The sequence below is a fragment of the Bacillus cereus group sp. MYBK95-2 genome (assembly GCF_051915225.1).
GTDB classification, from domain to species: domain Bacteria; phylum Bacillota; class Bacilli; order Bacillales; family Bacillaceae_G; genus Bacillus_A; species Bacillus_A cereus.
Genome location: NZ_JBQAEH010000008.1, coordinates 186,878 through 208,450 on the forward strand (window position 1 = coordinate 186,878; position 21,573 = coordinate 208,450).

The following is a 21,573-nucleotide window of genomic DNA, read 5'->3' on the forward strand; positions in this document are numbered from 1 at the left end:
GGGAGAGGGACGTATGAAAAAAATAGAAATTGATGTTAGTAGTAACAAACTTTTAATAGTGAAGGACGGAAATGTCACAGCGGTAAATCCACCAATGAGCGGATTTGGTGAGCAAGTTGCGGTTTGGGTAAACGGTAAAGTTGATCGTGTGGATACTAAGTTTACTGAAAAGATAAAATAATTATTTTTAGAAAGTAGGTTCGCTTATGAGTGTAGCAAGAAATCATGAAGCGATGAAGGAATCACGGTTGAAGGTATACATCGCTTTAGAAGAAGCTAACTTCATTTGGGATGAAAGAGATGTAATTCGTTTTCGTGAAATGTGGAGTCAGGGCATGAGCTTGCCAAAGATGGCAAAAACGTTAAGAAGGCATCAAGCGGAAGTTGCACTCCTTGTAATAGATCAGGCTGATAAGTATTTAATTGAAAATCGTCCGTTAGGATTAGGAATTTGCTAAATAGGAAGGGGAAAATAAAATGAACGTTATGGAAAACGGTGTATATGAAATAACTAAATTAGTTAGTGAATTAAAGGAAGGACAAGCTGTAATGAATATCAATCATATTTGTGAATTAGATCAATATCAAGAAGCGGCATTACGTACATGGAATACAAATAACGATTTCGGTGGACGTGTTTTAAATGAAGCATTAGGTCTTACGGGAGAAGCTGGTGAGGTTGCTGATGTTGTAAAAAAAGCAATTTTTCATGTTCATGGATTTGATCCAGCTCATTGTCCAGGAGAAGAAGAAGGAAATACACATAAAATCGCTTTAGAGCTAGGGGACATCTTGTACTACATTTCAATCATGTCTCATGAAATGGGATATACCCTAGAAGATATTGCTCAAATGAATATATCTAAATTGGCAACAAGATACCCAGACGGATTTAGCCGAGAAGCTAGTCAAAATCGTGTAGATATGAAATGAAAATTGTAATAAAAAAGAGCCATGAGTGGAAAGGCTCATAGCTCTTTTTATAAGGGTAATGATTTTATATATAAATATTATCATATAATCCCAAAAAATTCAATGTTAGTCAATTAAATGGTATAAAATTTGAATTTTATTAAAAAATTATAGAAAATGACACGCCTATTGATAAATTTTAGGCCTAGTAAGAATATTAAATTTAAAAACTTATATAAATATAATAAAAAGGACGTTCCCATAAAAAGAACGTCCAATTGTGGATAAGCAGCTAGTTAAATATTTTTAGTTTGTTGCTACTAGTATAATTAGATTAATGACAACCTAACTAAATCGAGTGTCTATTACGTGTATAAGTAGCTGGATTAATGACCTCTTGCCTACTCAAGTCAAAACTTGCGCAACAACAAGGATAACAATAAAACATAGATGCTCCATGAGGGCCAACTTTGAAACTGTAGCTTTTATCTTTGGGAATGAACATCCAATCACCAGCATTGAGTTCAATGCCGTCATATTCAATTGATCCTGATATGATAAAACGTACTCCTTCATCAGGGTGTGTATGTTCCCCGATATTAGCACCAGGATTAGCAGACGTTATGAAAAATTGACCACCCTCAAGAAAAAAGGGTAACTGCCATTTGATGAAACCTTTTGGTGCTTGGTCAACAGCGAGTAGATTACATGCTTTTACCACGTCAGCGTCACGAGATGTTAAAATACGTGAGCCTAATTCGATATCAGTCTCAGCTAATGCTTTTTTTATTCGTTCAATTCCCTCGTCAAATGAAATGTGAACAGGTTTGAAGCCCGAATTCGATCTTAAGTTCTCTTGAGATTCTTTGCTCATAAATATATTCTCCTTCCGATGCATGACCATTACAAACAGCTTGATATTTTTGCACTAATGAATGATCTGTTACTACGGGGATTGTCATTACATCTTCTTGGTTTTGTTTTGTGTCTTTCATAATAATCTTCCTAAGGGTATTGGTAATTGAACTCTTCCCAAAGTCAAACCTGGTTTGGGGGTAGAAGGAAGAATTTGTTTTTTCTTATCTAACTGTTACACCTTCCACAGTTACATTGAGGTCACTCGCATCTGCATTATAGAATTCCATATCCCAACTTGTTAAATCACTGTTTGGATAGGCTCTAGTACAAAAAACTTTTTTTCATTTCCTTCGTCTACTTTAAAAGCAACACTTATAATTTTTAATCCACCTAATTCTAGAAAATCTGAGCCAAATTTGTCTTTTGGAACTTTAATTCTTTTTGCAAACATGACGGGTTTAAATTTATCTTGTTCCATAAATAAACGCTCCTAACCATAGTTGTATTTTGTGTACACAATGGTATTTATTACCATATAAAATAAAAATATACTATAAAATTAAATTTTTAATCTTATCTTTTTATTTGCTTTTAACTAAAATAATATATATTAATTTTATATAATTATTATATTCATATAAGGGTCTTTTAGGAGTTTTTATAAATATCGTCCGGCTAGAAAACTAGAGGACACCAATTCTTTAAAGTAGCAATTAAAGCTGCTTTAGGAATAGGTGTCCTTTTTATTTTGAAAAGGGAGATGGGGAAATGAGGATGTTAAAGAATCAGTTACATGAATGGAAAAATCAATCCAAGCAAGGAAAGAAGAAAAATAAGACAAAACCAAAAGAGAAATTAAGTACTCGTGAAATTGAGGATTTAATGGGGGTGCATAGACCTTGTTACGAACGAAGACGTGGAACAATAAGACAAAAGTAATTTGAAAATAAAAAGGAGTGGTCTTACATGACTAAACAATTATCTTTCTTACCAAAAATTGACAGAGCAGCAACGCAAGAAGAATTAGAAGGTGTGTTGGAAAGCGTACGTATACATAGACAATTTGGGATGATGCGTAAAGAAATGAAAGTCACTCCTTCTTATGAAATACGTGAGCATGGTCCCACACATGCAGTTGGAAAACCATTAGAAGATGTTGCCATAGCAAATATTCTACAGAGTGAACGAGAAGAGTGGCTTGAGAAAATGTCATTACGTATTGATCAGTTTCTAAATCGATTAGGGAACGGACGTGCAGGAAGTATTCAAAGAGATATTATTTATAAACGTTATTTAGAAGAAGAGGACGTATGTGATTACATGGTTTATAACGAAATAGGGATGTCGGAGCGTACTTATCGACGTTGGAAGTCTAAAGCGTTTTATAAACTTGCTTTTGCACTTGGATTAGAAGTTTACGAGACAGAAGGAACGGGAGGTAACGGATAATGAATTTTGTTCAACCTATACGTGATCCGGAGCAAATACAACAAATTAAAGAGTATTTAAAAGAAAAGAGTGATCGTAATTATATCTTGTTTGTAATGGGAATCAATACAGGTTTACGTATTAGTGACATTCTAAAGCTAAAAGTTGGAGATTTAAAGGGAAGTCATATCTCAATGCGTGAAATGAAGACCGGTAAACAGAAACGTATTCAGATTACTGCAGCATTAAGGAGAGAGTTGAAATGGTACATCGAAGAAATGGAAGATTATGAGTATCTAATCAAGAGCAGGCAAGGAAAGAATTGACCAATTGGAAGAAGCATGGCGTATAAAATACTTAGTAGCTCAGCAGCAAAGTTTGGACTAGACGAGATTGGTACGCATACATTACGTAAGACCTTCGGATATCATATGTACCTGCAGACAAAGAATATAGCTTTGCTAATGGAGATATTCAATCATTCATCTGAAAGGGTAACGTTAAGATATATAGGTATAAATCAAGATGTGATGGATAAAGCAATGACTAAGTTTAAGATATAATCAATGCTATATTAGTTTTATGAGTTAGGTGCTGGAAAATTAATTGTTTTACAGTACCTAACTCATTAATATACTTACTGAAAATATTCGAGTATTTATTATATATTTTTTATAGTTAGCATTTAGGTTGCGTTTGTGTAGGTCCAATACCGAATACCTTACTGATGTCTATATTGGTAACGGATAGATTTGGACATAGTAGAACAAGTACGTTGTTAGAATCTGTAAATCGTATTATAAAAGCTGTTAGATTATAAGTTCCGCTGGCATCTGCAAAAATTAAATCTACCCATTGTTCACGAAATCTGTCTACTTCAGCTGGTCCTACAGGTTGTAAAGTGTAATTTAAATGTTTTGCTTTAGCATAAGGATTATAATACATATTCTCATCTCCTCCTAATTTTTCCTTTTCTCCTAAATTATATGGGGGAAGGCTTGATTATGAATCGGGGAGATAAGCCTGTAATTAAAAACGGATTGAAATGTTTTATGTAGCCTAAGAAATTGCACAGGATTTTGCATATATAATTCTATAACTTTAAAAATAGAAGGAGGTAAGAACGTAGATGTATTATTATTATTATTATAATCCTATATTTTTTAGGGCACATCATCCACATACGTTACCGAGTCAAGTTTTGCAAAAAATTTTAGATGATGGAGGTCCCCAATATATTGGAACAACGATAAATGGAAAAGAAGTCATCGCACAGTTGTTGTATGTAGATGCTCCAAGTGGTATGGTAACATTAAATATATTAAAGCCTGGTGGTAAATTTGATACAATACAAGTACATTATACTGATATGGTTGGATTAAAAAAATATGGATATAATCCACCGCCTGTAAAGCCGGAGTGGTGTGAGTGGGATCCTTTGGATCCTGAATGTAAGTAAATAAAATAGAGTTGAAATTTATCGGAATTAATTATGTAAGTAAAATTACAAATATAAAGTACTTTCTATCTGGGAAATGAATTTCATAATAAAATATTTTACTGAATAAAAAAGGGTATTTATAAATACCCTTTTTTATTTTACAATTAACCGTTTTTTATGTGTTGTGTAACTTGAAATAAAAGAATTAATAAAATTAAGCGCAACAAGGGATTCGGTATTCCAGTCAGTTACACACAATATAAGATATGGGTAAGTAGTTTATACAATGTTATAATTAAATATAGTTATGGAGGGATAAGGATGAAGAAAAAGGATAATAATTTTGCGGATTTTGATAGACTTAAGAAAGAATGCTTTTTAAAGGAATGCTTCCATCAAGATGAAAATTGTAGTGATAGAATAATAAAAGCACACTCTATACAAAATAATAAAATTTTAAACAAAATATCCGAAAATGGAGAAGTGCTAATGATTGACGATGGAAATGATAATTCCATATTTTTTAAGACATCAATGCAACGAAAAGGAAGAAAAATAGCAACAACTTTTACAGGTTTTTGTGGTGGGCATGATAAGAATTTGTTTGCACCTATCGAGGATAAAGATTATCAAATAGGGAATAAGGAACAAGAATTTCTGTTTGCATATAGAGCTTTGGCAAAAGAGTACCATACTAAGATGACTACAGGAGATATGACTAGAAAAATGAAGCAGTACACCAAAGCTGGAGAGTATCATCAATTAAGTAATACATTCGATGAAAATAACAAGCCGGATATAGAAAAGATTAAATTAATAGCTGAATATATTACTGGAACTTTGATAGGACATGAGGAGTCAGAAGCTAGATTGCAAATTTTTAGGGAAAGGATGAATAAAGCTGTAGATAATTCTAACTTTAGTAAGATTGTTACAGATGTAATAGAACTGGATGAAGAATATCATATAGCGGTCTCTTCTATTGCTTATATTGAAAGAGATTTGAATGATAAAGTGGTAAATGAGTTAAAGGATCTTAATGCACAATTGGTGCCGTTGTTCGTTACAATATTTCCACAGGGTGGAAAAACCTATATTTTATTAAGTTATTTTGAAAGAAATAAAAGAAAATATAAATTTATAAGGGAGCAAATTCTTAGTCAAAGTATTAAAATGCAAAAGGTTATAATCTCGAACTTAATAGTAGCATACTTTGAGAACTGGGCTGTTTCACCAATAAGATGGAATAAATTAAGTAACAAAATGCAATCAAAAATTCATAAATATTATGCTAAAACTATTTCAGCAGGTAATGACGAAAGATTATTGTTATACGATAAAAATATGAATGTATTTTTGTGATATTTTGTATTAATAGTACAGTGTTATTTATGTGGCAGATTCGAGACCGCTTTTTGGCAGTAAATTTGCCGGTTGTTTTGGAATTAACATGATATATTTGTATTGTGAGTAGTGGCGGAAAACACAACTCATAAAATTCCTTTGTACAATATTTTTTCTAAACGGCTTTATTATGACGGCACATAAAATCCGAAACCAGCAGATGGTACTAATTGAATGATGCCGTTATTAAGAAGAGTTTTTGCTCTTCTTCTAGTTACTTATTAATGTCAGTAAAGAAGAATGTAAAATCATAAGGTTATTAGAAGAAGGATAAAACTTCATTTACCAGAATTATAAAAAATAATTGATAACAGAGCATCGATTCTGCTTTTTTACTTTAAATCCTTTTTGTATGGTGAAAAAGTGATGGGGATTTATTTAGATATTTTATTGAAAATAATTTTTAAAATGAATACACTTAATTTATTAATTTACAGAGGGTGAGCGAATGGGAGATTTATATTCTAATTTATTTATCAATGTTAAAACTTTGGAACAAATCAAAAAAAATGCAACAGTGATAATAGATACTAATGTATTATTGTTGGGTTATCAATGGAAAAATATTACTTTCGAAAGCGTGTTGGAAGTTTTAAAACAATTATCAAATGAGGAACGTTTAAAAATCCCAGCGCATGTTATTAGAGAATTTGCTAAAAATAGACCTGGAAAAATTACAGAAATGTCTAAGCAAATACATACAGTCATGAGCACTTTAGAGAAAGGATCAAATGTTGGGAAATCTTTAGAAGAAGTAATACCTGCATTATCAATTGTTGAAGGGTATCATAATGACATCATTATTTTAGAAGAAAACTATAATAAACGTATTCAAGAGTTGAATGCGGCAAGAAAAGAATATATAAATGGTTTAAAACAATTACAGCAAAAATTAAGTGATTATATAGATCATGATTTAATTTTATCGAGTTATAAAGAGATTATAGAAAAGAGTTATTTTGCTCCTGAAGGATTAATGGATAAAGAAAGATTAAAAGAAGAATGGCAGCATAGAGTGGAAAATAAGATTCCTCCTGGATATATGGATAAAGCAAAAAAAGAAAATCAATATGGCGATTTAATTGTTTGGGATCATATACGTCAAATAAGTAATGATGTTATTTTTGTAACAACCGATGTTAAAGGTGATTGGGTACATACTGCCAATGATGAAGTTATGGGAGCCCGTAGAGAACTAGTTGAAGAGTTTTATTCAAGGGAAAACTATAAGGGGTATACTTTTAAAATTTTAACTCCTCTACAATTTATAACTTTATTTTCTAATAGAGTTGTGGAACAAGAAATCAAAGATGATTTAAATCAGGAGATTAAAGAAGGTATAACAAAGTCGAAAAAATTATTGGAACAAAAATTATTGGAACAATTAAGAAATGGTTTTGAAAGTAACACAGGAGAAACCGATTTTATTGGTAATATTTACAATGAAGATGGAGAAAAAAATGAAGCTCTAGCAGCAGAGATGAAGAATGAAATGCAAAGATTGAGAAAAATTGTCGATAAAGAAGAGCCTATTTTTCAAATTAATTTACATAAAATTGAAAAACAGTTAAAAGTAATATTTGAAATAGCTACTTATGATAAATATATTAAAGCTGCTCGAGAGTACATATCACTTCTAGAAAGTATTGTACTAAAAAGAGATGGGCCTAGTTTTATAAAGCATGCAAGTCAAGTTGAACAATTAGCTAATGAATTAAGTAATATTATAGATTATTATGCATAAAAATAGTTGTTTACGAAATTAATAAAAAGCATCCATTTGGGTGCTTTTTATTTTGGAGGAATGAAGATTGAAAATATTAATGATAAGCAATTTGAATCTCTTGTGTGGAAAGCTGAAGAAAGAGGATACAATAATGGCTGCACGAAAGGTTACAGGTTTGGTTACGAGGAAGGTCTTAAGGCGAACATAATGTACAAACAGAAAAGTAATGTTGAAAAAAATGAAGCATTAGAAAGAATTAAAGAAGTAACTGAAGCTGCTAACGAATGTGTGGCTGCGTTCGAGAAGTTAGAAAAGGTTATGGGTAGGTTTACTAATAAGGGTGAACTAAAAGATGTGAAGGTTAGCATTGTAGTAGATAGAAAAATATTAGTGAAATCTATAGCTGAACATACAGCTGATTCAATACAAGGTCGTGTAATTAAAAGGAGTGAAATAAATGAAATTAACTAAACCAGAACAAACAGTAGTTGTCGGTCATTTAATTAACAATGTTATTGGGTTGGAATTAGTCAAGCAACACATTGATCCACGGAAGTTAGAAAAGGCTGTGGCTTTACATAATGAGATCAATGATAATATGACACCAAAACAAACAAGAGAATCGCTTATTAGTGTACTGGATAAGGCGATAGATGAATTTTTAAAACAATAAACATAAAAAAGGAAAAGCAACTCGCTTTGGGGTGCGAATCACTTTTCCTGATGGCAATGTTAACTTTATTATAACAACTTGTATTTATTTGGTAAATATATAATTGGAATATTATTGTAAAAGAGGTGAGGATAATTGGATAGCGTTTTAAACGGTAAGATTGCTGCACTTGGTCTTATGCTTATCAATAAGAAAGCATATATCAAATACCTTAAACCACTTGAAAAAGCGCACAAAAAATCCGGAATAGATGTTAAGTATTATAAGCTATATGGCGAGAAGCCTATGTTTTATTCTGTGGAATACCTAGAACAAACATCAATAAAAGAATTATTGGAAAAAGATAAATGGAGAAAGGATTTAAGTGTAAGGGGTGAGTAGATGGAAAGATTACTTAACTCGCTTATAGTTATATGCTTTATATTAATTATTCTTGCGTGTGTCGGTTTCTTTATAACTGTGAAGGAATGTCATGATAAGGGTGGTAAGATGGTCGGCACAGGAGAATATACGACAACAACTCAAATAATAAACAATCAAGTAATTGTGAGTACAACTGAAAATATGGTTTGTGATAAGGAGTGAGGATAGATGGGTAATGTTTCTAGATGCTGTTTAGCTTGTGACTATCAAATTAAAACATATCAAGCACCAGAAGATGAATATCAAGAAGTAACTGTTTGTCCGAAATGTAATGGTGCGTTTGTAGATGTGTTTAAGTTAGGAAAGTACATGCAACTTAGCGGAAGAACGCAATGTAACGGTAAGCCATTAACGAAAGAACAAATAGGCATATTGGAATTCATGATCTATAACTATTACAAGAAGGACATGGACATCTGCTCGTGTGATGTGGAAAGAGTACTTAAAAAGAAAGACAAGGAGTAAGAGGATGGATAGCAACTTACGCAATGTAATTGGAGTAAATGAAGCTGCATCTATTCTTAATGTATCACCAGGACATATTAAGAACTTATGCGCTAAAGGGAAGATTGTATCAAAGAAGATCGGTAATACATGGGTGATTGATAGATCAGGGTTGAGAGGTGAGGATAGATGATTAAGTTCAATAGTATTGATGATATACAAATAGATAAAGAGTGGCAAAGAAGAGAAGGTATAAGGAAGTTAGAACTAGCGTTAACAGAAGAAGGAGACGTTGGTGCGGTATCAATTGAGCGATATCCTTTTGCGTGTAAATGGAGTAATGAAGATGAGAAACAATGAACGAATATAAAACCAAACAACAGAAGCGTAAGTTCTATGACAGTGGTGAGTGGAAGAGTATACGTGAGCAAGTAAAGAAGCGAGACAATTATGAATGCCAAGAGTGTAAGCGCAATGGTAGTGTTCGTGTCGACACCAATGAATACAGTGAGAGTGCAAAGCGTAAGAAGATTCAGCTCGTTGTCCATCATATAAAAGAACTAGAACATCATCCAGAACTTGCATTAGAAATAGATAACTTAGAAACAGTCTGTGTGGATTGCCATAATAAAGAACACGGAAGAGTGTTCTTTAAGAAGGTAAACAAATGGCAAGACGATGAGAGGTGGTAACGTTGGATACTTATGAACAAGATGTAGCTCTATTAGTTAAAGCTTATAGACTTGAAGGTTATGTCATTACAAATGAACAGGCTGAAGATATTTGGTCAAAGTATTCGAATGAGTTATATGCTTCTTGGATGATGATGGGTAATAAAACGGATGGTTTATATGAAACAACTAAAATGATTGCTGAGAAATTAAAAATAATCCCCCCCTTAAATAATTTCAATAAAAATTGCTCTAAGGGGCACCGGAGGAGGGGGTCGTTTTTCCAGATTTTTGAGCAGTATCGCATAGGACCCCTACCCAACATAAAAATATGATTGAATCGAGGTGATATTATGGCGGACATAGATGAACGTGAGGTGCTAGTTAACAAAGAAAAAAATCGTTTAAAAAGATTATTTAAAGACATCCCACCTAGTAAGTTGAAAGTGGTTGAGGGGTTAATTATTCAGGCAGCAAGACTACGAGTTTTATTAAATGAGATGTGGATAGATATATCTGAGAATGGTGACTATGAAATGTTCTCACAATCTGATAAAACAGAGCCGTATGAAAGAGAGCGACCTGTTGCCCGATTATATAATACCCGCGATCAATCATATCAAAGAGTCATTAAACAACTAACAGATTTATTGCCAGAAGGAAGTAATAAAAAAGAAATTAAGAAGTATTCGGCAAGTGATTTAATATGATTTCACATAAGTGTGTAAGTGAATATATAGAATTATATGAAACGGGAACAGTAATATTAAATAAGGAACGCATCATGCTTATTAATTACTTAAAGCAAGATATATTAACCCGTAATGATTTGCATTTTGATGTGGATTTAATTCATACATGTGTAACTTTCATAGAAAAGTGGCATTTTAAATTAAATTCCTTTCAAAAATTTTTAATAGCATTTGTGTTTTTGTTTGATGAATATGAGGATGTTTATTTTGATCAGCATTTTTGGATGATGGCAAGGGGTGCTGGTAAAAACGGTTTGATTAGTGCATTGACACACTTCTTTATTAGCGAATTACATGGCATTGAGCATTATAATGTATCAGTAGTTGCTAATACAGAAAGGCAGGCTAAAACTTCTTTTATAGATGTTTATGAAAAGAATAAAAAGCATGAAATATTAGACGAGCTATTTGTATCAACTAAACAATTGATAACGAATAAAGCGACTCGTTCGACGTTTGAATTTCATACATCAAATGCAGGAAGTAAAGACTCATTAAGAGATGGATGTGTCATTTATGATGAGATACACAGATATGAAAATAGCGATGTTGTAGAAGTATTCTCTAGTGGTTTAGGTAAAGTTCCTAACTCTAGGGAATTTTTTATTACCACAGATGGTTTTGTTCGTGAAGGTTACCTTGACAAGATGAAAGAACGAGCAATGAACATCTTGAAAGGTAAAGAAAAAGAAGATAGGTTGTTCCCTTTTATTTGTAAGCTTGATAACGCTGAAGAAGTAGACGATCCAGAGATGTGGGAAAAAGCAAATCCAATGTTTAGTAAGCCTATGAGTCAATATGCTAGAGGGTTGTTCAAAAAGGTTATGCGACAATATAAAAACCTTGAAAATGATCCATCTAACAGAGAAAACTTCATGACTAAAAGAATGAATTTACCAGAAGTAGATTTAACAAAGTCTGTTGCTACTTGGGAAGAAATAATGCGTACTGGTTTTGAAGAAGATGGAGAAACTCTCAGAAAGATTCCTGATTTAAAACATAAATTAGCTGTGGGAGGACTCGATTTCGCCAGTATTAAGGACTTCGCGGCTGTTGGTTTACTATTTAAACATGGTGAAGATTATATTTGGAAAGGTCATTCATTTGTACGTAAAGGTTTCTTGGACAAGGTGAAATTAAAAGCACCTATTTTTGAGTGGGCTGAAAATGGATTATTAACAATTGTGGATGAACCTGTAATTAATATCTCTCACATTGTGGATTGGTTCGTAAGAATACGTGAATTGTATGGTGTGAATACGATTGTTGCAGATACATTCCGTTTAGATCTTGTTAAAACAGCACTTGAAGCAGAAGGATTTACATTGTTGTATATTCGTAATCCAAAAGCTATTCATTCATTATTAGCGCCAAGGGTCGAAACATTATTTGCGAACAACCGTATTATCTTTGGCGATAATCCGTTAATGCGTTGGTACACAAATAACGTCTATGTTCATATTAAAAAAGATGGCAATAAAGAATATTTGAAAAAAGATGAATTCAGACGAAAAACAGATGGATTTCAAGCTTTTATCCATGCATTATGGCAAGCGGATAACATTCTTGAAGAAGAAGTTGAGTTTATTCTCGATAGTATCAAATTTTAAAGGGGGTGATAATCATTGGATGGTTAGGTTCAGTATTTAAAAGAAATAAAGAACTAGAATTCATGTTGGACCTGGACATAATTACTGATACAGCAAACAGACTTCATATGAAACGTTTGGCGATTGATACATGTGTCTCATTTTTAGGAAGAACGATTAGTCAATCTGAATTTAGAGTAAGAAATGGTAAAGCATTTAAGAAGGATGAGCTTTATTATCGATTAAACGTAAGACCGAACAAGAATATGACCGCAAGTACCTTTTGGGAAAGGTTTGTTCGCAAACTTATTTATGATAATGAGTGTTTAGTCATACAAGCAGATGATGGTGATTTACTTATCGCAGAAGGATTTCAACATAATGAGTATGCGGTATTTGAAGATACTTTTACTGATGTAAGGGTAAAAGATTATACGTTTAAGAGAAGTTTTAAACAAAGCGAAGTTATTCATTTAAAGTATCGGAATGATAAATTATCTCCACTTATTGATGGGTTATTTGCAGATTATGGTGATTTATTTGGTAGGATATTAAACTCTCAAAAACGGAAAAATCAAGTTCGTGGAACAGTTGATATGGAAATGACAGGTTCTAAAACCGAAGAGAACCTAGCGAAATTACAAAAGTTTATTGATGATATGTATCAAGCGTTTGGTAATAAGGATATTGCTATTGTTCCGCAACAAAAGGGTATTAATTACAACGAGATATACAATGGAGTTGCAAATGGTCCAAGTGTGGAAGAAATCAATAAAGTAACAAATGGTTTCTTGAATCAAGTAGCTATGGCAATTGGTATTCCTGTAGCTCTGATATATGGAGAAATGGCTGATGTAGAAAAGCAAACGAAAAATTATATGCTTTTCACAGTACGACCATTATTAAAAAAGCTATCTGATGAAGCGAACGTTAAATTCTTTGAAATGAGTGAATATCTTTTAGGACGAAAAATTGAGGTTAAGGCTGTTTCCTATCAAAGTATATTTGAACTTGCGACAAGTATTGATAAACTCATTTCTTCAAGTGCATTTACAGGAAATGAAATTCGTTCAGAAGTAGATTATGAGGAGTCAAATGATCCGAATCTAAATATCCATCATATTACGAAAAACTATACAAAATTAGATGAATCTGAAGGAGGTGAGAAAGAAAATGACGGTGAAAATTGACGTTAAAGGACCGATTGTTTCAAATGATGAAGTTTGGATTTATGATTGGTTTGAAATCGATGCTGCAAGCCCAGGTAAGATTTCAAAAGCGCTTGAAGATGCAAATGGCGATGACTTAGTTGTATCAATTAATAGTCCTGGTGGTTATGTACACGAAGGCTCAGAGATTTACACAGCGTTGAAAAATTATCCTGGTCATGTGGAAGTTCAAATTGTTGGTTTGGCTGCAAGTGCGGCTTCTGTTATTGCAATGGCTGCTGACAAAGTCCGAATTTCTCCAACTGCACAAATCATGATTCATAACGCTTCAATGTGGAATGGTGGAGATCATCGCGATATGTCAAAGGCTGCCGAAATGCTAAAAACAACAGATCGAGCAATTGTAAACGCCTATGTCATTAAAAGCGGTAAATCAGAAGAAGAACTACTTAATATGATGGCTGAAGAAACGTGGATGGGTCCACAACAAGCGTTAGAAAGTAATTTTGTGGATGAAATTATGTTTATGGATAATCAGGTAAAAATGACAGCTTCAGCTTCTACTGCTGCCATGCTTCCGCAGAAGGTAATCGATGACTTTAGAAATGGAACCATGAACAAAAGCCCAGGGATTACAAAAGAAGATTTAAATGCAGCATTATCAGGTTTGAAAAATGAAATTTTGAATGATTTACAAACGAATACAAATCCAAAAGAGCCTATTCAAAAGCCTGTTAATACAAAACAGAATTTGAGTACGCTCTTTTTAACTTTAGGAGGAAAATAAAATATGGTTATTAAGTTTAATAATTTTGAAGAGAAGAAACTAGCTTTCGCGAAAGCAACACAAGAAGGTACAGCGGAAGAACAATCAGCAGCGTTAAATTCCATGATTGAAGCACTTGCTACAGATGTTCGTTCAGATATTTTAAATCAAGTGAATGAATCAATGGTAGATCGTTCTATTATGCAATCTCGTGGTGCTAATGTACTAACAAGTGAAGAAATGAAGTTCTTTAATGCCGTTGTTGAAGAGGGTGGATTTAAATCTACTGAGACTTTACCTAAAACAACACAAGAGAGAATTTTTGATGATTTAGTTCAAGGTCATCCGTTGCTAGAGCATATCGGCTTAGAGAATTTAGGAGCCGTGACAGAATTTATTTATGGAGATCCAGAGGGTGCAGCTGTATGGGGACCGTTATTTGGTGATATTAAAGGACAATTAAATGCTACATTCCGAAAAGAGTCAATTACTCAACTGAAATTAACAGCATTTATTCCATTAGCGAATGATATGTTGAAGCTTGGTCCAGTATGGGTGGAACGATATGTTCGTACTATGATTACAGAAGCGATGTCAGTAGGTTTAGAACGTGGTTTTGTAGTAGGGACAGGTAAAGAAGAACCAATTGGGTTATTAAAAGATCCTAGCGGAAGTGTAGTGAATGGAGTATATCCAGATAAAAAGCCAGCAGGAACTTTAACGTTTGAACCAGGTCGTAAAACAATTAATGAATTAAAAGGCGTGGTTAAATTATTGGCTAAAAAATTAAATCCTGATGGTAAAACAGATGCAGATAGACCTAAAAATATAGCTGGTAAAGTAGTTATGGTAACAAATCCATTCGATACTTTTGATATTCAAGCAAATGCTACAACTCAAAATGCGGCAGGTGTATATGTAACGAGCTTACCTTTTAATCCAATCCCAACAGAATCTGTATTTGTACCTCAAGGACAAGTGGTGTTCTTTGTTAAAGGGGAGTACATTGCAGCGATGGGTGGAACGGAGCCAATCCAAAAGTATAATGAAACACTCGCTTTAGAAGATGCAACACTTTATATTGCCAAACAACACGCTACAGGTAAGCCGAAGGATAAATACACTTCACAAGTTTATACATTGAAACTTGAAGAAGTAAAGCCACCGACACAAGGATGATGTGAATGGATACAGTAATTTCAGATGTAACTATACAGGAGTTTAAAGAGAGGATGCATTTAGGTGATGAGGAAGATGATAACCTAAAGCGCATCCTTTCTACGTCTAGCAAGGCATTACTTAGGGTTTGTGGGAATTATGATTTAAATAAAGATGAGGAGTTCAAAGAATTAGTCTTTGAACGTTCTCGTTATGTTTATAACGATGCATTAGAGTATTTTGACAAGAATTTTTTAAGTCAAATTAATAGTTTAGGTATCGATAAAGCATTAGAAGAAATTAAATTGGACGGTGATTAATATGTGTCCTTTTCAGTACAAGAAACCACTGAATACAGGCGATTGTAGAAATCGAATTATCATTGAACAACCTGAAGTAATAAAAGATGAATTAAATCAAGAAGTTGAAACAGGTAATTGGCTAGAAGTAAAAAAAGCATGGGCAATGATAAAAACGGTAAAAGGTTCGGAGTACATTGAAGCTTCAGCATCACAATCTACACGAATTTATCGGTTTGTGATGCCTTATACAACCGGTATTACAGAATTAATGCGAATCAATATGAAAGGTCGTATCTTTGACATTATCGAACCGCCAATGAATGATGATGAAATGTATCAAACATTGACTATTATCGCAAAGGAGCATGTTTAATATGAATGATTTTGCGAGCGAGCTTGCTAGAGAATTGCAAAGATATGCAAATGTTGTGGAAGAAGAGTTAATGATAGCAGAAGAAGAAGTAGCTGATGTCGCTGTAGAAAAATTAAGGCAAGGCAGCCCTAAAAAAACAGGTGCTTACCGTAAAGGGTGGCGTAAGAAAAAAGAAGGTAATGGTTTTGTCGTTCACAATACAAAAGGTCAATTAACACATCTTTTAGAAAAGGGACATGCAAAAGTGAGTGGTGGCCGTGTACCAGCACAAGTTCATATCCTTCCAGTTGAACAGTATGTCATTGATGAGTTGCCAAGACGTATTGAAAGGGTGATTCAACAATGACATTAGGTGAATTAACAAAAATTCTTGAAGCTACAGGTTATCCTGTGGCTTATTCGCATTTCACAGCAACGCCGACCAAGCCAGTTCCAGCGCCACCTTATATATGTTTCCTTGTGGATGGATCAGCAAATTTAATGGCTGATAACAAGGTGTATCACAAGATAGGCGATGCAAATATTGAGCTTTATACAACTAAAAAAGACTTAGTTGCAGAGGCCAAACTTGAAAAAGTCCTAGACAATCATGAAATTCCTTATGACTCGTATGAGACTTTTATTGAATCTGAAAAAATGTATCAAAAAATATATGAAACGAGGTTGATATAAATGAATGAAAACAAAGTAGCGTTTGGTCTGAAAAATGTCCATTATGCACTCTATGACTTTAAAGATGGTGTAGTTACATTCAGTACACCGATCCGATTACCAGGTGCGGTTGAATTAACATTTGATCCACGAGGGGATTTAATTGAGTTCTATGCAGATGACATGCTTTACTACGCAGCAAGTAATAATCAAGGGTATGATGGCACTTTATCAATCGCTCATATTCCGGAGCAATTTGCAATTGATGCATTAGGTGAGGAATTAGACGAAGAAGATGGTGTGTTAAATGAATTAGCCGACGCAAAAGGAAAATCATTTGCATTATTGTTTGAATTCGATGGTGATGTAAGAGCGACTCGACACGTTATGTTTAACTGTTCAGCAAGTCGTCCAACACTTGCATCTAAAACGAAAACAAATTCAGCGGAGCCAAATACAAACGAGCTTAAATTTGTATCAAGCCCTATTGATATTAATGGAAAACGTATGGTTAAAACGAAAACTACCACTAAATCAAAACAAGAAATCTATGATAATTGGTACAAAAAAGTTTATACAAAAGTACCTGCATTACCAAAAGGGGCGTAAGTGAATGGAAAAGACAATTACAATAGATGGAAAACAAGTCAGATTAAAAGCTACAGCAGCAACAGTCAAACGTTATAAGGCTCAATTTAGACGTAATTTATTTGCGGATTTGATGGGTTTAGGGGCAATTAGTACGTTAACTTCACCAGATGGCTCACAACAACCTCTTGATATGTCTAATGTTGATTTAAGCAATGTGGATTTTGAGCTTATTTATGACTTAACTTGGTTATACGCTAAAACAGCTGATTCAAGTATTCCTGATCCTATGACGTGGCTAGATGAATTTGAGGAATTCCCAATTGAAGAAATTATGCCAGAAGTCATGGAATTAGTTCAGGTCACTATGGGAGCAAAAAAAAAATAAAGAAAAACAATGGAGAGCAAGGGACATTCAGTGATGAAGAAATTACCACTGAATTATTCCTTGCTCTTTGTTATAAAGCGAAATTAACACGCTGGGATTTAGAAGATATGACAATCGGTGATTGCTTTGATTACATTGCTGAATTTGCTGAGCTAGAGAATCCAGATAAAGAAAAAGTTAGAAAAGCAAATCAAAAAGACTTCGATTCATTCTAAGAAAGGGGTGAGAAAATGGCAGGGAGAATTAAAGGGATTACGATAGAAATTGGTGGTAATACTCAGCCGTTACAAAATGCTTTAAAAGATATAAATAAACAAAGTGATGCTTTGGCTAAAGAACTAAAAGATGTCGAGCGTTTGTTAAAGTTTGACCCTGGTAATGTGGAAGTATTAGCGCAAAAACAACAGCTACTTACGCAACAGATTGAAAATACCACGCAAAAGCTAGATAAATTGAAAGCAGCGGAGCAACAAGTACAAGCTCAATTCCAAAACGGTAAAATTTCTGAAGAACAGTATCGTGCATTCAGGCGTGAGATTGAATTTACAGAAGGGTCACTTAATGGTCTTAAAAATAAACTAGGAAACATGAAAGCTGAGCAAGAGAATGTAGCAAGTTCCACAAGGCAATTAGAAACATTGTTTAGAGCTACAGGAAAAAGCGTTGATGATTTTGCAGGAGCATTAGGGAATCGTCTTGTGAATGCAATTCGAAATGGAACAGCTACAAGTCGTCAATTAGAGCAAGCGATTGGAATTATTGGTCGTGAGGCATTAGGTACAGAAGCTGATATTGAAAAATTACAAAGAGCCCTTCGATCTGTGGATGCTGGAAATTCCATACGGCAAGTACAAAATGAGTTAAGAGAATTACAACAAGAAGCTGGTAGAACCGAGAAGAAGTTTGAAGGACTACAAGTAGGATTAGAAAACGTTATTGGTGGATTAGCAGCTGGTGGTGGAATTGCAACAGCTATTGAAAAAGCGATGGATATGTCAAAATTAAAAACAAAGATCGATATCACATTTGATGTTCCGGAGTCCTCTAAAAAATCAGTAGAGGAAGCTATTAGAGGTGTTACCGCTTATGGTGTTGATGCAGAAGCGTCTTTAGAAGGAGTCCGTAGGCAATGGGCTTTAAATAAAGATATAAGTGATGAAGCCAATGCAGCAATTGTTAAGGGAGCGGCCGCCATTTCAGCTTCTTATGAAGGGATAGATTTTACAGAATTAATTCAAGAAACATATGAAATAGGAAATGAATTAGGAATAACGCAAGATAGTGCTCTTGGTATGGTTGATGCGTTGTTAAAAATGGGCTTTCCACCAGAACAGCTAGACATCATTGCTGAATATGGTAGTCAACTAACCCGTGCAGGCTTTAAAGCTGAGGAAGTCCAAGCAATTATGGAAGCAGGCGTTGAAACAGGTAGTTGGAATATTGATAATCTCTTGGATGGGCTTAAAGAAGGTAGGATTCAGTTAACCGAATTCGCACAAGGAGCTGATAAAGCTTTAAAAGAAGCGCTTGACGGTTCTGGTATTGCAACTGAACAAATAGAAAAATGGGGAGCATCTGTCGCTAAAGGCGGAAGAGATGGCGCCGCAGCGATGGTAGAAGTAGCTAAAGCTATTGACGGAATAGAAGACCCGGTTAAGAAAAATCAAGTTGGGGTTAAAGTTCTAGCCACTATGTTTGAAGACCAAGGACAAAATCTAACTAACACTTTAATAAGGGCTTCAGAAAAAACTGTAGACTTACAGAAGAATCAAGATAACTTAAATGAATCTGTTAAAAAATTAGATGCAAACCCAGCTGTAAAGTTCCAAAAAGCCATGGGTGATTTACAAATGGCTCTAAAACCAGTTCTTGGAGTTATAGCGGATGTTATTTCTAAATTAGCAGAATGGATTTCTAATAATCCTAAATTAGCAGCAACAATAGCTGCTGTTGCAGTAGCTATTGGGGTTATTTCTGGTGCAATTTTAGCGCTTGCTCCTATAGTCATGACAGTCATGAGCTTCTTTGAAATTGGAGCTTTAGCAGCAGCCGGACTTGTTGCTATTGTCCCTATTATTATCGCAGCTATAGTGGCTCTAGGAATTGCCGTTTATCAAAATTGGGATTCTATAAAACAGTGGACTATAGATATGTGGAATTCTATTAAAGAATATTTAATAGAACTTTGGGATAGCGTTGTTCAATCCTCTAGTGAAGCATGGAAATCATTTTTAGAAACAATGCATGCATTTTTTGATCCGATAGGTCAATTTTTCGGCGATTTATGGACAGGTATAGGTGAGATATGTAGTAGTACATGGAATTCTATTGTTGAATTCTTTTCAGGAGCTTGGGCCTCATTCACTGAAATGATGCATAGTTTCTTTGATCCAATAGGTGAATTCTTTAGTAGTTTGTGGTCAGGTATTGTGGAAACGGCGTCTTCTTGGTGGACTTCTTTAGTTACAACAGCTTCTGAACTGTGGGGAACACTCGTACAAGCTTGGCAAGACACTTGGAATACCATTGTTACCGTTTTAGATCCAATCATTTCATTCATAGCAACTGTTTTAGAAGCAGGATGGCTACTTATTCAAGCAGGAGTGCAAATTGCATGGGCAGCTATAAGCCAGTATATTATTCAACCAATCCAAGAAGCTTACAATTGGGTGAGTAAACAAATTGGTGAATTGGTTACATGGCTTGGTACACAATGGGAAATTGCAAAAGCTGTGGCCCAAGTTGCATGGGGATTACTTAAGCAATATATTATTCAACCAGTTCAGGAAGCTTGGAGTACAACGAAAGAAAAATTCAGTGATTTGATTTCTTGGTTAAGCTCACAGTGGGAACTCGCTAAATCGTATACTCTTATGGCTTGGAATTTGGTTAAACAGTATGTAAGTCAGCCTGTTCAAGACTTGTGGAATACAACCAAGCAAAAACTTGGTGAATTAGCAAATTGGATATTAAGCAACTGGGAATCTATAAAATCCTATACACTTTCAGCTTGGAATTTAGTGAAGAAATACGTGATTGATCCAGTAACTGAAGTTTACAATTCAGCTAAACAAAAATTTACTGATTTATATAATTCAGCGAAAGAAAAATTCGATTCCGTAAAGAGTGCAGCACAAGAAAAATTTGAAGAAGCTAAACGATTTATTATTGATCCAATAAAAGCTGCGGTTGGGAAAGTAGAAGAATTCATTGGGAAAATAAAAGGATTCTTTAGTGACTTGAAGTTAAAAATTCCCAAACCTGAAATGCCACCTCTTCCACATTTTAGCTTGCAAACTAGTACGAAAAATATTTTAGGGAAGGATATTACATTCCCTTCTGGACTTAATATAGATTGGCGTGCAAAAGGTGGTATCTTCACTAAACCAACTATCTTCGGAATGAATGGCGGAAACTTGCAAGGTGCAGGAGAAGCAGGAAAAGAAGCGGTTTTACCATTGAATAAAAAGACACTCGGAGATATTGGCGCAGGAATCGTAGCAGCCATGCCACGACAACACTTTGCTATATCAGGAGAAATAAATCAATTAATGGGTGATATGAGCCGTATGATGGCTAGTTCTATGAATCAGCTATCCGGATTAAAGTCTGTCATGAGTGGTGTGTATGGAAGTATGTCAAACAGTAGACAAGCCATGACAAATAGTGTATCAAATCAAGTAATTAATTATTCTTCAGGATCATCTGGCGGTGGAGTCATTTCAATGCCTGGTGGAGATTTAGTTATTGAAGTACCTGTTAATTTAGAAGGAAGAGACGTGGCACGCGGTACTTATCGCTATACAACCGAGTATCAAGAAAGAGAAGCAAAAAGAAACTCAGACTTTTAAGTTTGG

At 34.2% G+C, this 21,573-nt stretch carries 32 protein-coding genes and 1 pseudogene; 30 read left to right on the plus strand and 3 right to left on the minus strand.

Annotated elements, in window-relative coordinates; genetic code table 11:
* Positions 1 to 13 precede the first annotated feature (13 nt).
* The 3 genes from ACTFN4_RS23530 to ACTFN4_RS23540 are packed head-to-tail and all read left to right on the plus strand — an operon-like array spanning position 14 to position 933.
* Positions 14 to 181, plus strand: coding sequence for a DUF3954 domain-containing protein (locus ACTFN4_RS23530; protein ID WP_000717826.1), 168 nt, complete (start codon positions 14 to 16; stop codon positions 179 to 181).
* Positions 182 to 206: 25 nt separating this feature from the next.
* Positions 207 to 458 (plus strand): helix-turn-helix domain containing protein, encoded by a 252-nt coding sequence (locus ACTFN4_RS23535; RefSeq protein ID WP_375827046.1) that lies wholly within the window; start codon positions 207 to 209, stop codon positions 456 to 458.
* A gap of 19 nt (positions 459 to 477) precedes the next feature.
* Positions 478 to 933 carry a nucleoside triphosphate pyrophosphohydrolase family protein gene (locus ACTFN4_RS23540; RefSeq protein WP_439962872.1) on the plus strand — a complete coding sequence of 152 codons (456 nt, stop codon included), beginning with the start codon at positions 478 to 480 and terminating at the stop codon, positions 931 to 933.
* 328 nt (positions 934 to 1,261) lie between these two features.
* Here ACTFN4_RS23540 and ACTFN4_RS23545 read toward each other — a convergent pair whose 3' ends face one another.
* Both ACTFN4_RS23545 and ACTFN4_RS23550 read right to left on the minus strand, forming a co-directional pair.
* Positions 1,262 to 1,786: a cupin domain-containing protein gene (locus ACTFN4_RS23545; protein ID WP_439962873.1), complete on the minus strand. Its 525-nt coding sequence runs from the start codon at positions 1,784 to 1,786 to the stop codon at positions 1,262 to 1,264.
* A gap of 282 nt (positions 1,787 to 2,068) precedes the next feature.
* The gene (locus ACTFN4_RS23550; RefSeq protein WP_439962875.1) at positions 2,069 to 2,248 is read right to left on the minus strand and encodes a hypothetical protein; all 180 of its coding nucleotides are present in this window, start codon (positions 2,246 to 2,248) and stop codon (positions 2,069 to 2,071) included.
* 290 nt (positions 2,249 to 2,538) lie between these two features.
* On the opposite strand from ACTFN4_RS23550, the gene ACTFN4_RS23555 reads away from it, so the two are divergent.
* The 3 genes and pseudogenes from ACTFN4_RS23555 to ACTFN4_RS23565 all read left to right on the plus strand — a co-directional run bounded on the left by ACTFN4_RS23555 (position 2,539) and on the right by ACTFN4_RS23565 (position 3,761).
* Complete coding sequence (locus ACTFN4_RS23555) at positions 2,539 to 2,709, plus strand: hypothetical protein (RefSeq protein WP_439962876.1); 171 nt, start codon at positions 2,539 to 2,541, stop codon at positions 2,707 to 2,709.
* 27 nt (positions 2,710 to 2,736) lie between these two features.
* Positions 2,737 to 3,219 carry an ArpU family phage packaging/lysis transcriptional regulator gene (locus ACTFN4_RS23560; protein WP_439962878.1) on the plus strand — a complete coding sequence of 161 codons (483 nt, stop codon included), beginning with the start codon at positions 2,737 to 2,739 and terminating at the stop codon, positions 3,217 to 3,219.
* A pseudogene (locus ACTFN4_RS23565) lies at positions 3,219 to 3,761 on the plus strand (site-specific integrase). Before ACTFN4_RS23560 ends, ACTFN4_RS23565 begins: the two are co-directional and overlap by 1 nt.
* Positions 3,762 to 3,876: 115 nt before the next feature.
* On the opposite strand, the gene ACTFN4_RS23570 reads toward ACTFN4_RS23565, so the two are convergent.
* Positions 3,877 to 4,143, minus strand: coding sequence for a hypothetical protein (locus tag ACTFN4_RS23570; protein WP_439962879.1), 267 nt, complete (start codon positions 4,141 to 4,143; stop codon positions 3,877 to 3,879).
* Between the two features lie 184 nt (positions 4,144 to 4,327).
* Here ACTFN4_RS23570 and ACTFN4_RS23575 point away from each other — a divergent pair, with 184 nt between their 5' ends.
* The 24 genes from ACTFN4_RS23575 (at position 4,328) to ACTFN4_RS23690 (ending at position 21,567) form a co-directional block, all read left to right on the plus strand.
* A complete protein-coding gene (locus ACTFN4_RS23575) occupies positions 4,328 to 4,657 on the plus strand; it encodes a hypothetical protein (RefSeq protein WP_439962880.1) in 330 nt (109 codons plus the stop codon).
* 303 nt (positions 4,658 to 4,960) lie between these two features.
* On the plus strand, positions 4,961 to 6,001 hold the full coding sequence (locus ACTFN4_RS23580; RefSeq protein ID WP_439962881.1) for a hypothetical protein: 1,041 nt from the start codon (positions 4,961 to 4,963) through the stop codon (positions 5,999 to 6,001).
* A gap of 490 nt (positions 6,002 to 6,491) precedes the next feature.
* Positions 6,492 to 7,787 carry a PIN-like domain-containing protein gene (locus ACTFN4_RS23585; RefSeq protein ID WP_439962882.1) on the plus strand — a complete coding sequence of 432 codons (1,296 nt, stop codon included), beginning with the start codon at positions 6,492 to 6,494 and terminating at the stop codon, positions 7,785 to 7,787.
* Between the two features lie 189 nt (positions 7,788 to 7,976).
* The gene (locus ACTFN4_RS23590) at positions 7,977 to 8,240 is read left to right on the plus strand and encodes a hypothetical protein (RefSeq protein WP_098505446.1); all 264 of its coding nucleotides are present in this window, start codon (positions 7,977 to 7,979) and stop codon (positions 8,238 to 8,240) included.
* A complete protein-coding gene (locus ACTFN4_RS23595; RefSeq protein ID WP_439962883.1) occupies positions 8,227 to 8,442 on the plus strand; it encodes a hypothetical protein in 216 nt (71 codons plus the stop codon). Before ACTFN4_RS23590 ends, ACTFN4_RS23595 begins: the two co-directional genes overlap by 14 nt.
* Positions 8,443 to 8,577: 135 nt before the next feature.
* A complete protein-coding gene (locus tag ACTFN4_RS23600) occupies positions 8,578 to 8,823 on the plus strand; it encodes a hydrolase (protein ID WP_439962884.1) in 246 nt (81 codons plus the stop codon).
* Positions 8,824 to 9,027, plus strand: coding sequence for a hypothetical protein (locus ACTFN4_RS23605; protein WP_439962885.1), 204 nt, complete (start codon positions 8,824 to 8,826; stop codon positions 9,025 to 9,027).
* Positions 9,028 to 9,033: 6 nt separating this feature from the next.
* Positions 9,034 to 9,330 (plus strand): hypothetical protein, encoded by a 297-nt coding sequence (locus tag ACTFN4_RS23610; protein WP_439962915.1) that lies wholly within the window; start codon positions 9,034 to 9,036, stop codon positions 9,328 to 9,330.
* A 4-nt stretch (positions 9,331 to 9,334) separates the two neighbouring features.
* Entirely contained in the window at positions 9,335 to 9,502 is a 168-nt protein-coding gene (locus ACTFN4_RS23615; protein WP_439962886.1) for a helix-turn-helix domain-containing protein, read from the plus strand.
* A complete protein-coding gene (locus tag ACTFN4_RS23620) occupies positions 9,499 to 9,669 on the plus strand; it encodes a hypothetical protein (RefSeq protein WP_439962887.1) in 171 nt (56 codons plus the stop codon). Before ACTFN4_RS23615 ends, ACTFN4_RS23620 begins: the two co-directional genes overlap by 4 nt.
* Positions 9,666 to 10,001, plus strand: a complete 336-nt coding sequence (locus tag ACTFN4_RS23625; RefSeq protein WP_439962888.1) for an HNH endonuclease — start codon at positions 9,666 to 9,668, stop codon at positions 9,999 to 10,001. The genes ACTFN4_RS23620 and ACTFN4_RS23625 overlap by 4 nt, the downstream gene beginning before the upstream one ends.
* A gap of 2 nt (positions 10,002 to 10,003) precedes the next feature.
* The gene (locus tag ACTFN4_RS23630) at positions 10,004 to 10,315 is read left to right on the plus strand and encodes a hypothetical protein (protein ID WP_439962889.1); all 312 of its coding nucleotides are present in this window, start codon (positions 10,004 to 10,006) and stop codon (positions 10,313 to 10,315) included.
* A gap of 18 nt (positions 10,316 to 10,333) precedes the next feature.
* The gene (locus ACTFN4_RS23635) at positions 10,334 to 10,690 is read left to right on the plus strand and encodes a hypothetical protein (RefSeq protein ID WP_000763335.1); all 357 of its coding nucleotides are present in this window, start codon (positions 10,334 to 10,336) and stop codon (positions 10,688 to 10,690) included.
* A complete protein-coding gene (locus ACTFN4_RS23640) occupies positions 10,687 to 12,342 on the plus strand; it encodes a terminase TerL endonuclease subunit (RefSeq protein WP_439962890.1) in 1,656 nt (551 codons plus the stop codon). The genes ACTFN4_RS23635 and ACTFN4_RS23640 overlap by 4 nt, the downstream gene beginning before the upstream one ends.
* 5 nt (positions 12,343 to 12,347) lie before the next feature.
* Positions 12,348 to 13,511 carry a phage portal protein gene (locus ACTFN4_RS23645; protein ID WP_439962891.1) on the plus strand — a complete coding sequence of 388 codons (1,164 nt, stop codon included), beginning with the start codon at positions 12,348 to 12,350 and terminating at the stop codon, positions 13,509 to 13,511.
* Entirely contained in the window at positions 13,495 to 14,277 is a 783-nt protein-coding gene (locus tag ACTFN4_RS23650; RefSeq protein WP_439962892.1) for a head maturation protease, ClpP-related, read from the plus strand. The genes ACTFN4_RS23645 and ACTFN4_RS23650 overlap by 17 nt, the downstream gene beginning before the upstream one ends.
* Before the next feature lie 3 nt (positions 14,278 to 14,280).
* Complete coding sequence (locus ACTFN4_RS23655; protein ID WP_377826339.1) at positions 14,281 to 15,435, plus strand: phage major capsid protein; 1,155 nt, start codon at positions 14,281 to 14,283, stop codon at positions 15,433 to 15,435.
* Between the two features lie 5 nt (positions 15,436 to 15,440).
* A complete protein-coding gene (locus ACTFN4_RS23660) occupies positions 15,441 to 15,734 on the plus strand; it encodes a hypothetical protein (protein ID WP_439962894.1) in 294 nt (97 codons plus the stop codon).
* A 1-nt stretch (position 15,735) separates the two neighbouring features.
* Entirely contained in the window at positions 15,736 to 16,089 is a 354-nt protein-coding gene (locus tag ACTFN4_RS23665) for a phage head closure protein (RefSeq protein ID WP_439962895.1), read from the plus strand.
* 1 nt (position 16,090) lies between these two features.
* The gene (locus tag ACTFN4_RS23670) at positions 16,091 to 16,435 is read left to right on the plus strand and encodes an HK97 gp10 family phage protein (RefSeq protein ID WP_439962896.1); all 345 of its coding nucleotides are present in this window, start codon (positions 16,091 to 16,093) and stop codon (positions 16,433 to 16,435) included.
* Positions 16,432 to 16,761 carry a hypothetical protein gene (locus ACTFN4_RS23675; RefSeq protein WP_439962897.1) on the plus strand — a complete coding sequence of 110 codons (330 nt, stop codon included), beginning with the start codon at positions 16,432 to 16,434 and terminating at the stop codon, positions 16,759 to 16,761. The genes ACTFN4_RS23670 and ACTFN4_RS23675 overlap by 4 nt, the downstream gene beginning before the upstream one ends.
* Complete coding sequence (locus ACTFN4_RS23680; protein ID WP_439962898.1) at positions 16,762 to 17,349, plus strand: major tail protein; 588 nt, start codon at positions 16,762 to 16,764, stop codon at positions 17,347 to 17,349. It begins immediately after the preceding gene.
* Between the two features lie 4 nt (positions 17,350 to 17,353).
* Positions 17,354 to 17,716, plus strand: coding sequence for a hypothetical protein (locus ACTFN4_RS23685; RefSeq protein ID WP_025710292.1), 363 nt, complete (start codon positions 17,354 to 17,356; stop codon positions 17,714 to 17,716).
* Between the two features lie 230 nt (positions 17,717 to 17,946).
* The gene (locus tag ACTFN4_RS23690) at positions 17,947 to 21,567 is read left to right on the plus strand and encodes a DUF2207 domain-containing protein (RefSeq protein WP_439962899.1); all 3,621 of its coding nucleotides are present in this window, start codon (positions 17,947 to 17,949) and stop codon (positions 21,565 to 21,567) included.
* Positions 21,568 to 21,573: the final 6 nt, after the last annotated feature.

What these genes read in the sequence shown, in the direction of transcription:
- ACTFN4_RS23575 (WP_439962880.1), top strand. Translation starts at nt 4,328, where the DNA reads ATGTATTATTATTATTATTATAATCCTATATTTTTTAGGGCACATCAT.
- ACTFN4_RS23540 (WP_439962872.1), top strand. Translation starts at nt 478, where the DNA reads ATGAACGTTATGGAAAACGGTGTATATGAAATAACTAAATTAGTTAGT.
- ACTFN4_RS23585 (WP_439962882.1), top strand. Translation starts at nt 6,492, where the DNA reads ATGGGAGATTTATATTCTAATTTATTTATCAATGTTAAAACTTTGGAA.
- ACTFN4_RS23620 (WP_439962887.1), top strand. Translation starts at nt 9,499, where the DNA reads ATGATTAAGTTCAATAGTATTGATGATATACAAATAGATAAAGAGTGG.
- ACTFN4_RS23675 (WP_439962897.1), top strand. Translation starts at nt 16,432, where the DNA reads ATGACATTAGGTGAATTAACAAAAATTCTTGAAGCTACAGGTTATCCT.
- ACTFN4_RS23670 (WP_439962896.1), top strand. Translation starts at nt 16,091, where the DNA reads ATGAATGATTTTGCGAGCGAGCTTGCTAGAGAATTGCAAAGATATGCA.
- ACTFN4_RS23530 (WP_000717826.1), top strand. Translation starts at nt 14, where the DNA reads ATGAAAAAAATAGAAATTGATGTTAGTAGTAACAAACTTTTAATAGTG.
- ACTFN4_RS23550 (WP_439962875.1), bottom strand. Translation starts at nt 2,248, where the DNA reads ATGGAACAAGATAAATTTAAACCCGTCATGTTTGCAAAAAGAATTAAA.
- ACTFN4_RS23690 (WP_439962899.1), top strand. Translation starts at nt 17,947, where the DNA reads ATGGCAGGGAGAATTAAAGGGATTACGATAGAAATTGGTGGTAATACT.
- ACTFN4_RS23580 (WP_439962881.1), top strand. Translation starts at nt 4,961, where the DNA reads ATGAAGAAAAAGGATAATAATTTTGCGGATTTTGATAGACTTAAGAAA.
- ACTFN4_RS23680 (WP_439962898.1), top strand. Translation starts at nt 16,762, where the DNA reads ATGAATGAAAACAAAGTAGCGTTTGGTCTGAAAAATGTCCATTATGCA.
- ACTFN4_RS23560 (WP_439962878.1), top strand. Translation starts at nt 2,737, where the DNA reads ATGACTAAACAATTATCTTTCTTACCAAAAATTGACAGAGCAGCAACG.
- ACTFN4_RS23535 (WP_375827046.1), top strand. Translation starts at nt 207, where the DNA reads ATGAGTGTAGCAAGAAATCATGAAGCGATGAAGGAATCACGGTTGAAG.
- ACTFN4_RS23610 (WP_439962915.1), top strand. Translation starts at nt 9,034, where the DNA reads ATGGGTAATGTTTCTAGATGCTGTTTAGCTTGTGACTATCAAATTAAA.
- ACTFN4_RS23595 (WP_439962883.1), top strand. Translation starts at nt 8,227, where the DNA reads ATGAAATTAACTAAACCAGAACAAACAGTAGTTGTCGGTCATTTAATT.
- ACTFN4_RS23655 (WP_377826339.1), top strand. Translation starts at nt 14,281, where the DNA reads ATGGTTATTAAGTTTAATAATTTTGAAGAGAAGAAACTAGCTTTCGCG.
- ACTFN4_RS23590 (WP_098505446.1), top strand. Translation starts at nt 7,977, where the DNA reads ATGTACAAACAGAAAAGTAATGTTGAAAAAAATGAAGCATTAGAAAGA.
- ACTFN4_RS23545 (WP_439962873.1), bottom strand. Translation starts at nt 1,786, where the DNA reads ATGAGCAAAGAATCTCAAGAGAACTTAAGATCGAATTCGGGCTTCAAA.
- ACTFN4_RS23555 (WP_439962876.1), top strand. Translation starts at nt 2,539, where the DNA reads ATGAGGATGTTAAAGAATCAGTTACATGAATGGAAAAATCAATCCAAG.
- ACTFN4_RS23605 (WP_439962885.1), top strand. Translation starts at nt 8,824, where the DNA reads ATGGAAAGATTACTTAACTCGCTTATAGTTATATGCTTTATATTAATT.
- ACTFN4_RS23640 (WP_439962890.1), top strand. Translation starts at nt 10,687, where the DNA reads ATGATTTCACATAAGTGTGTAAGTGAATATATAGAATTATATGAAACG.
- ACTFN4_RS23625 (WP_439962888.1), top strand. Translation starts at nt 9,666, where the DNA reads ATGAACGAATATAAAACCAAACAACAGAAGCGTAAGTTCTATGACAGT.
- ACTFN4_RS23650 (WP_439962892.1), top strand. Translation starts at nt 13,495, where the DNA reads ATGACGGTGAAAATTGACGTTAAAGGACCGATTGTTTCAAATGATGAA.
- ACTFN4_RS23615 (WP_439962886.1), top strand. Translation starts at nt 9,335, where the DNA reads ATGGATAGCAACTTACGCAATGTAATTGGAGTAAATGAAGCTGCATCT.
- ACTFN4_RS23660 (WP_439962894.1), top strand. Translation starts at nt 15,441, where the DNA reads ATGGATACAGTAATTTCAGATGTAACTATACAGGAGTTTAAAGAGAGG.
- ACTFN4_RS23665 (WP_439962895.1), top strand. Translation starts at nt 15,736, where the DNA reads ATGTGTCCTTTTCAGTACAAGAAACCACTGAATACAGGCGATTGTAGA.
- ACTFN4_RS23685 (WP_025710292.1), top strand. Translation starts at nt 17,354, where the DNA reads ATGGAAAAGACAATTACAATAGATGGAAAACAAGTCAGATTAAAAGCT.
- ACTFN4_RS23570 (WP_439962879.1), bottom strand. Translation starts at nt 4,143, where the DNA reads ATGTATTATAATCCTTATGCTAAAGCAAAACATTTAAATTACACTTTA.
- ACTFN4_RS23635 (WP_000763335.1), top strand. Translation starts at nt 10,334, where the DNA reads ATGGCGGACATAGATGAACGTGAGGTGCTAGTTAACAAAGAAAAAAAT.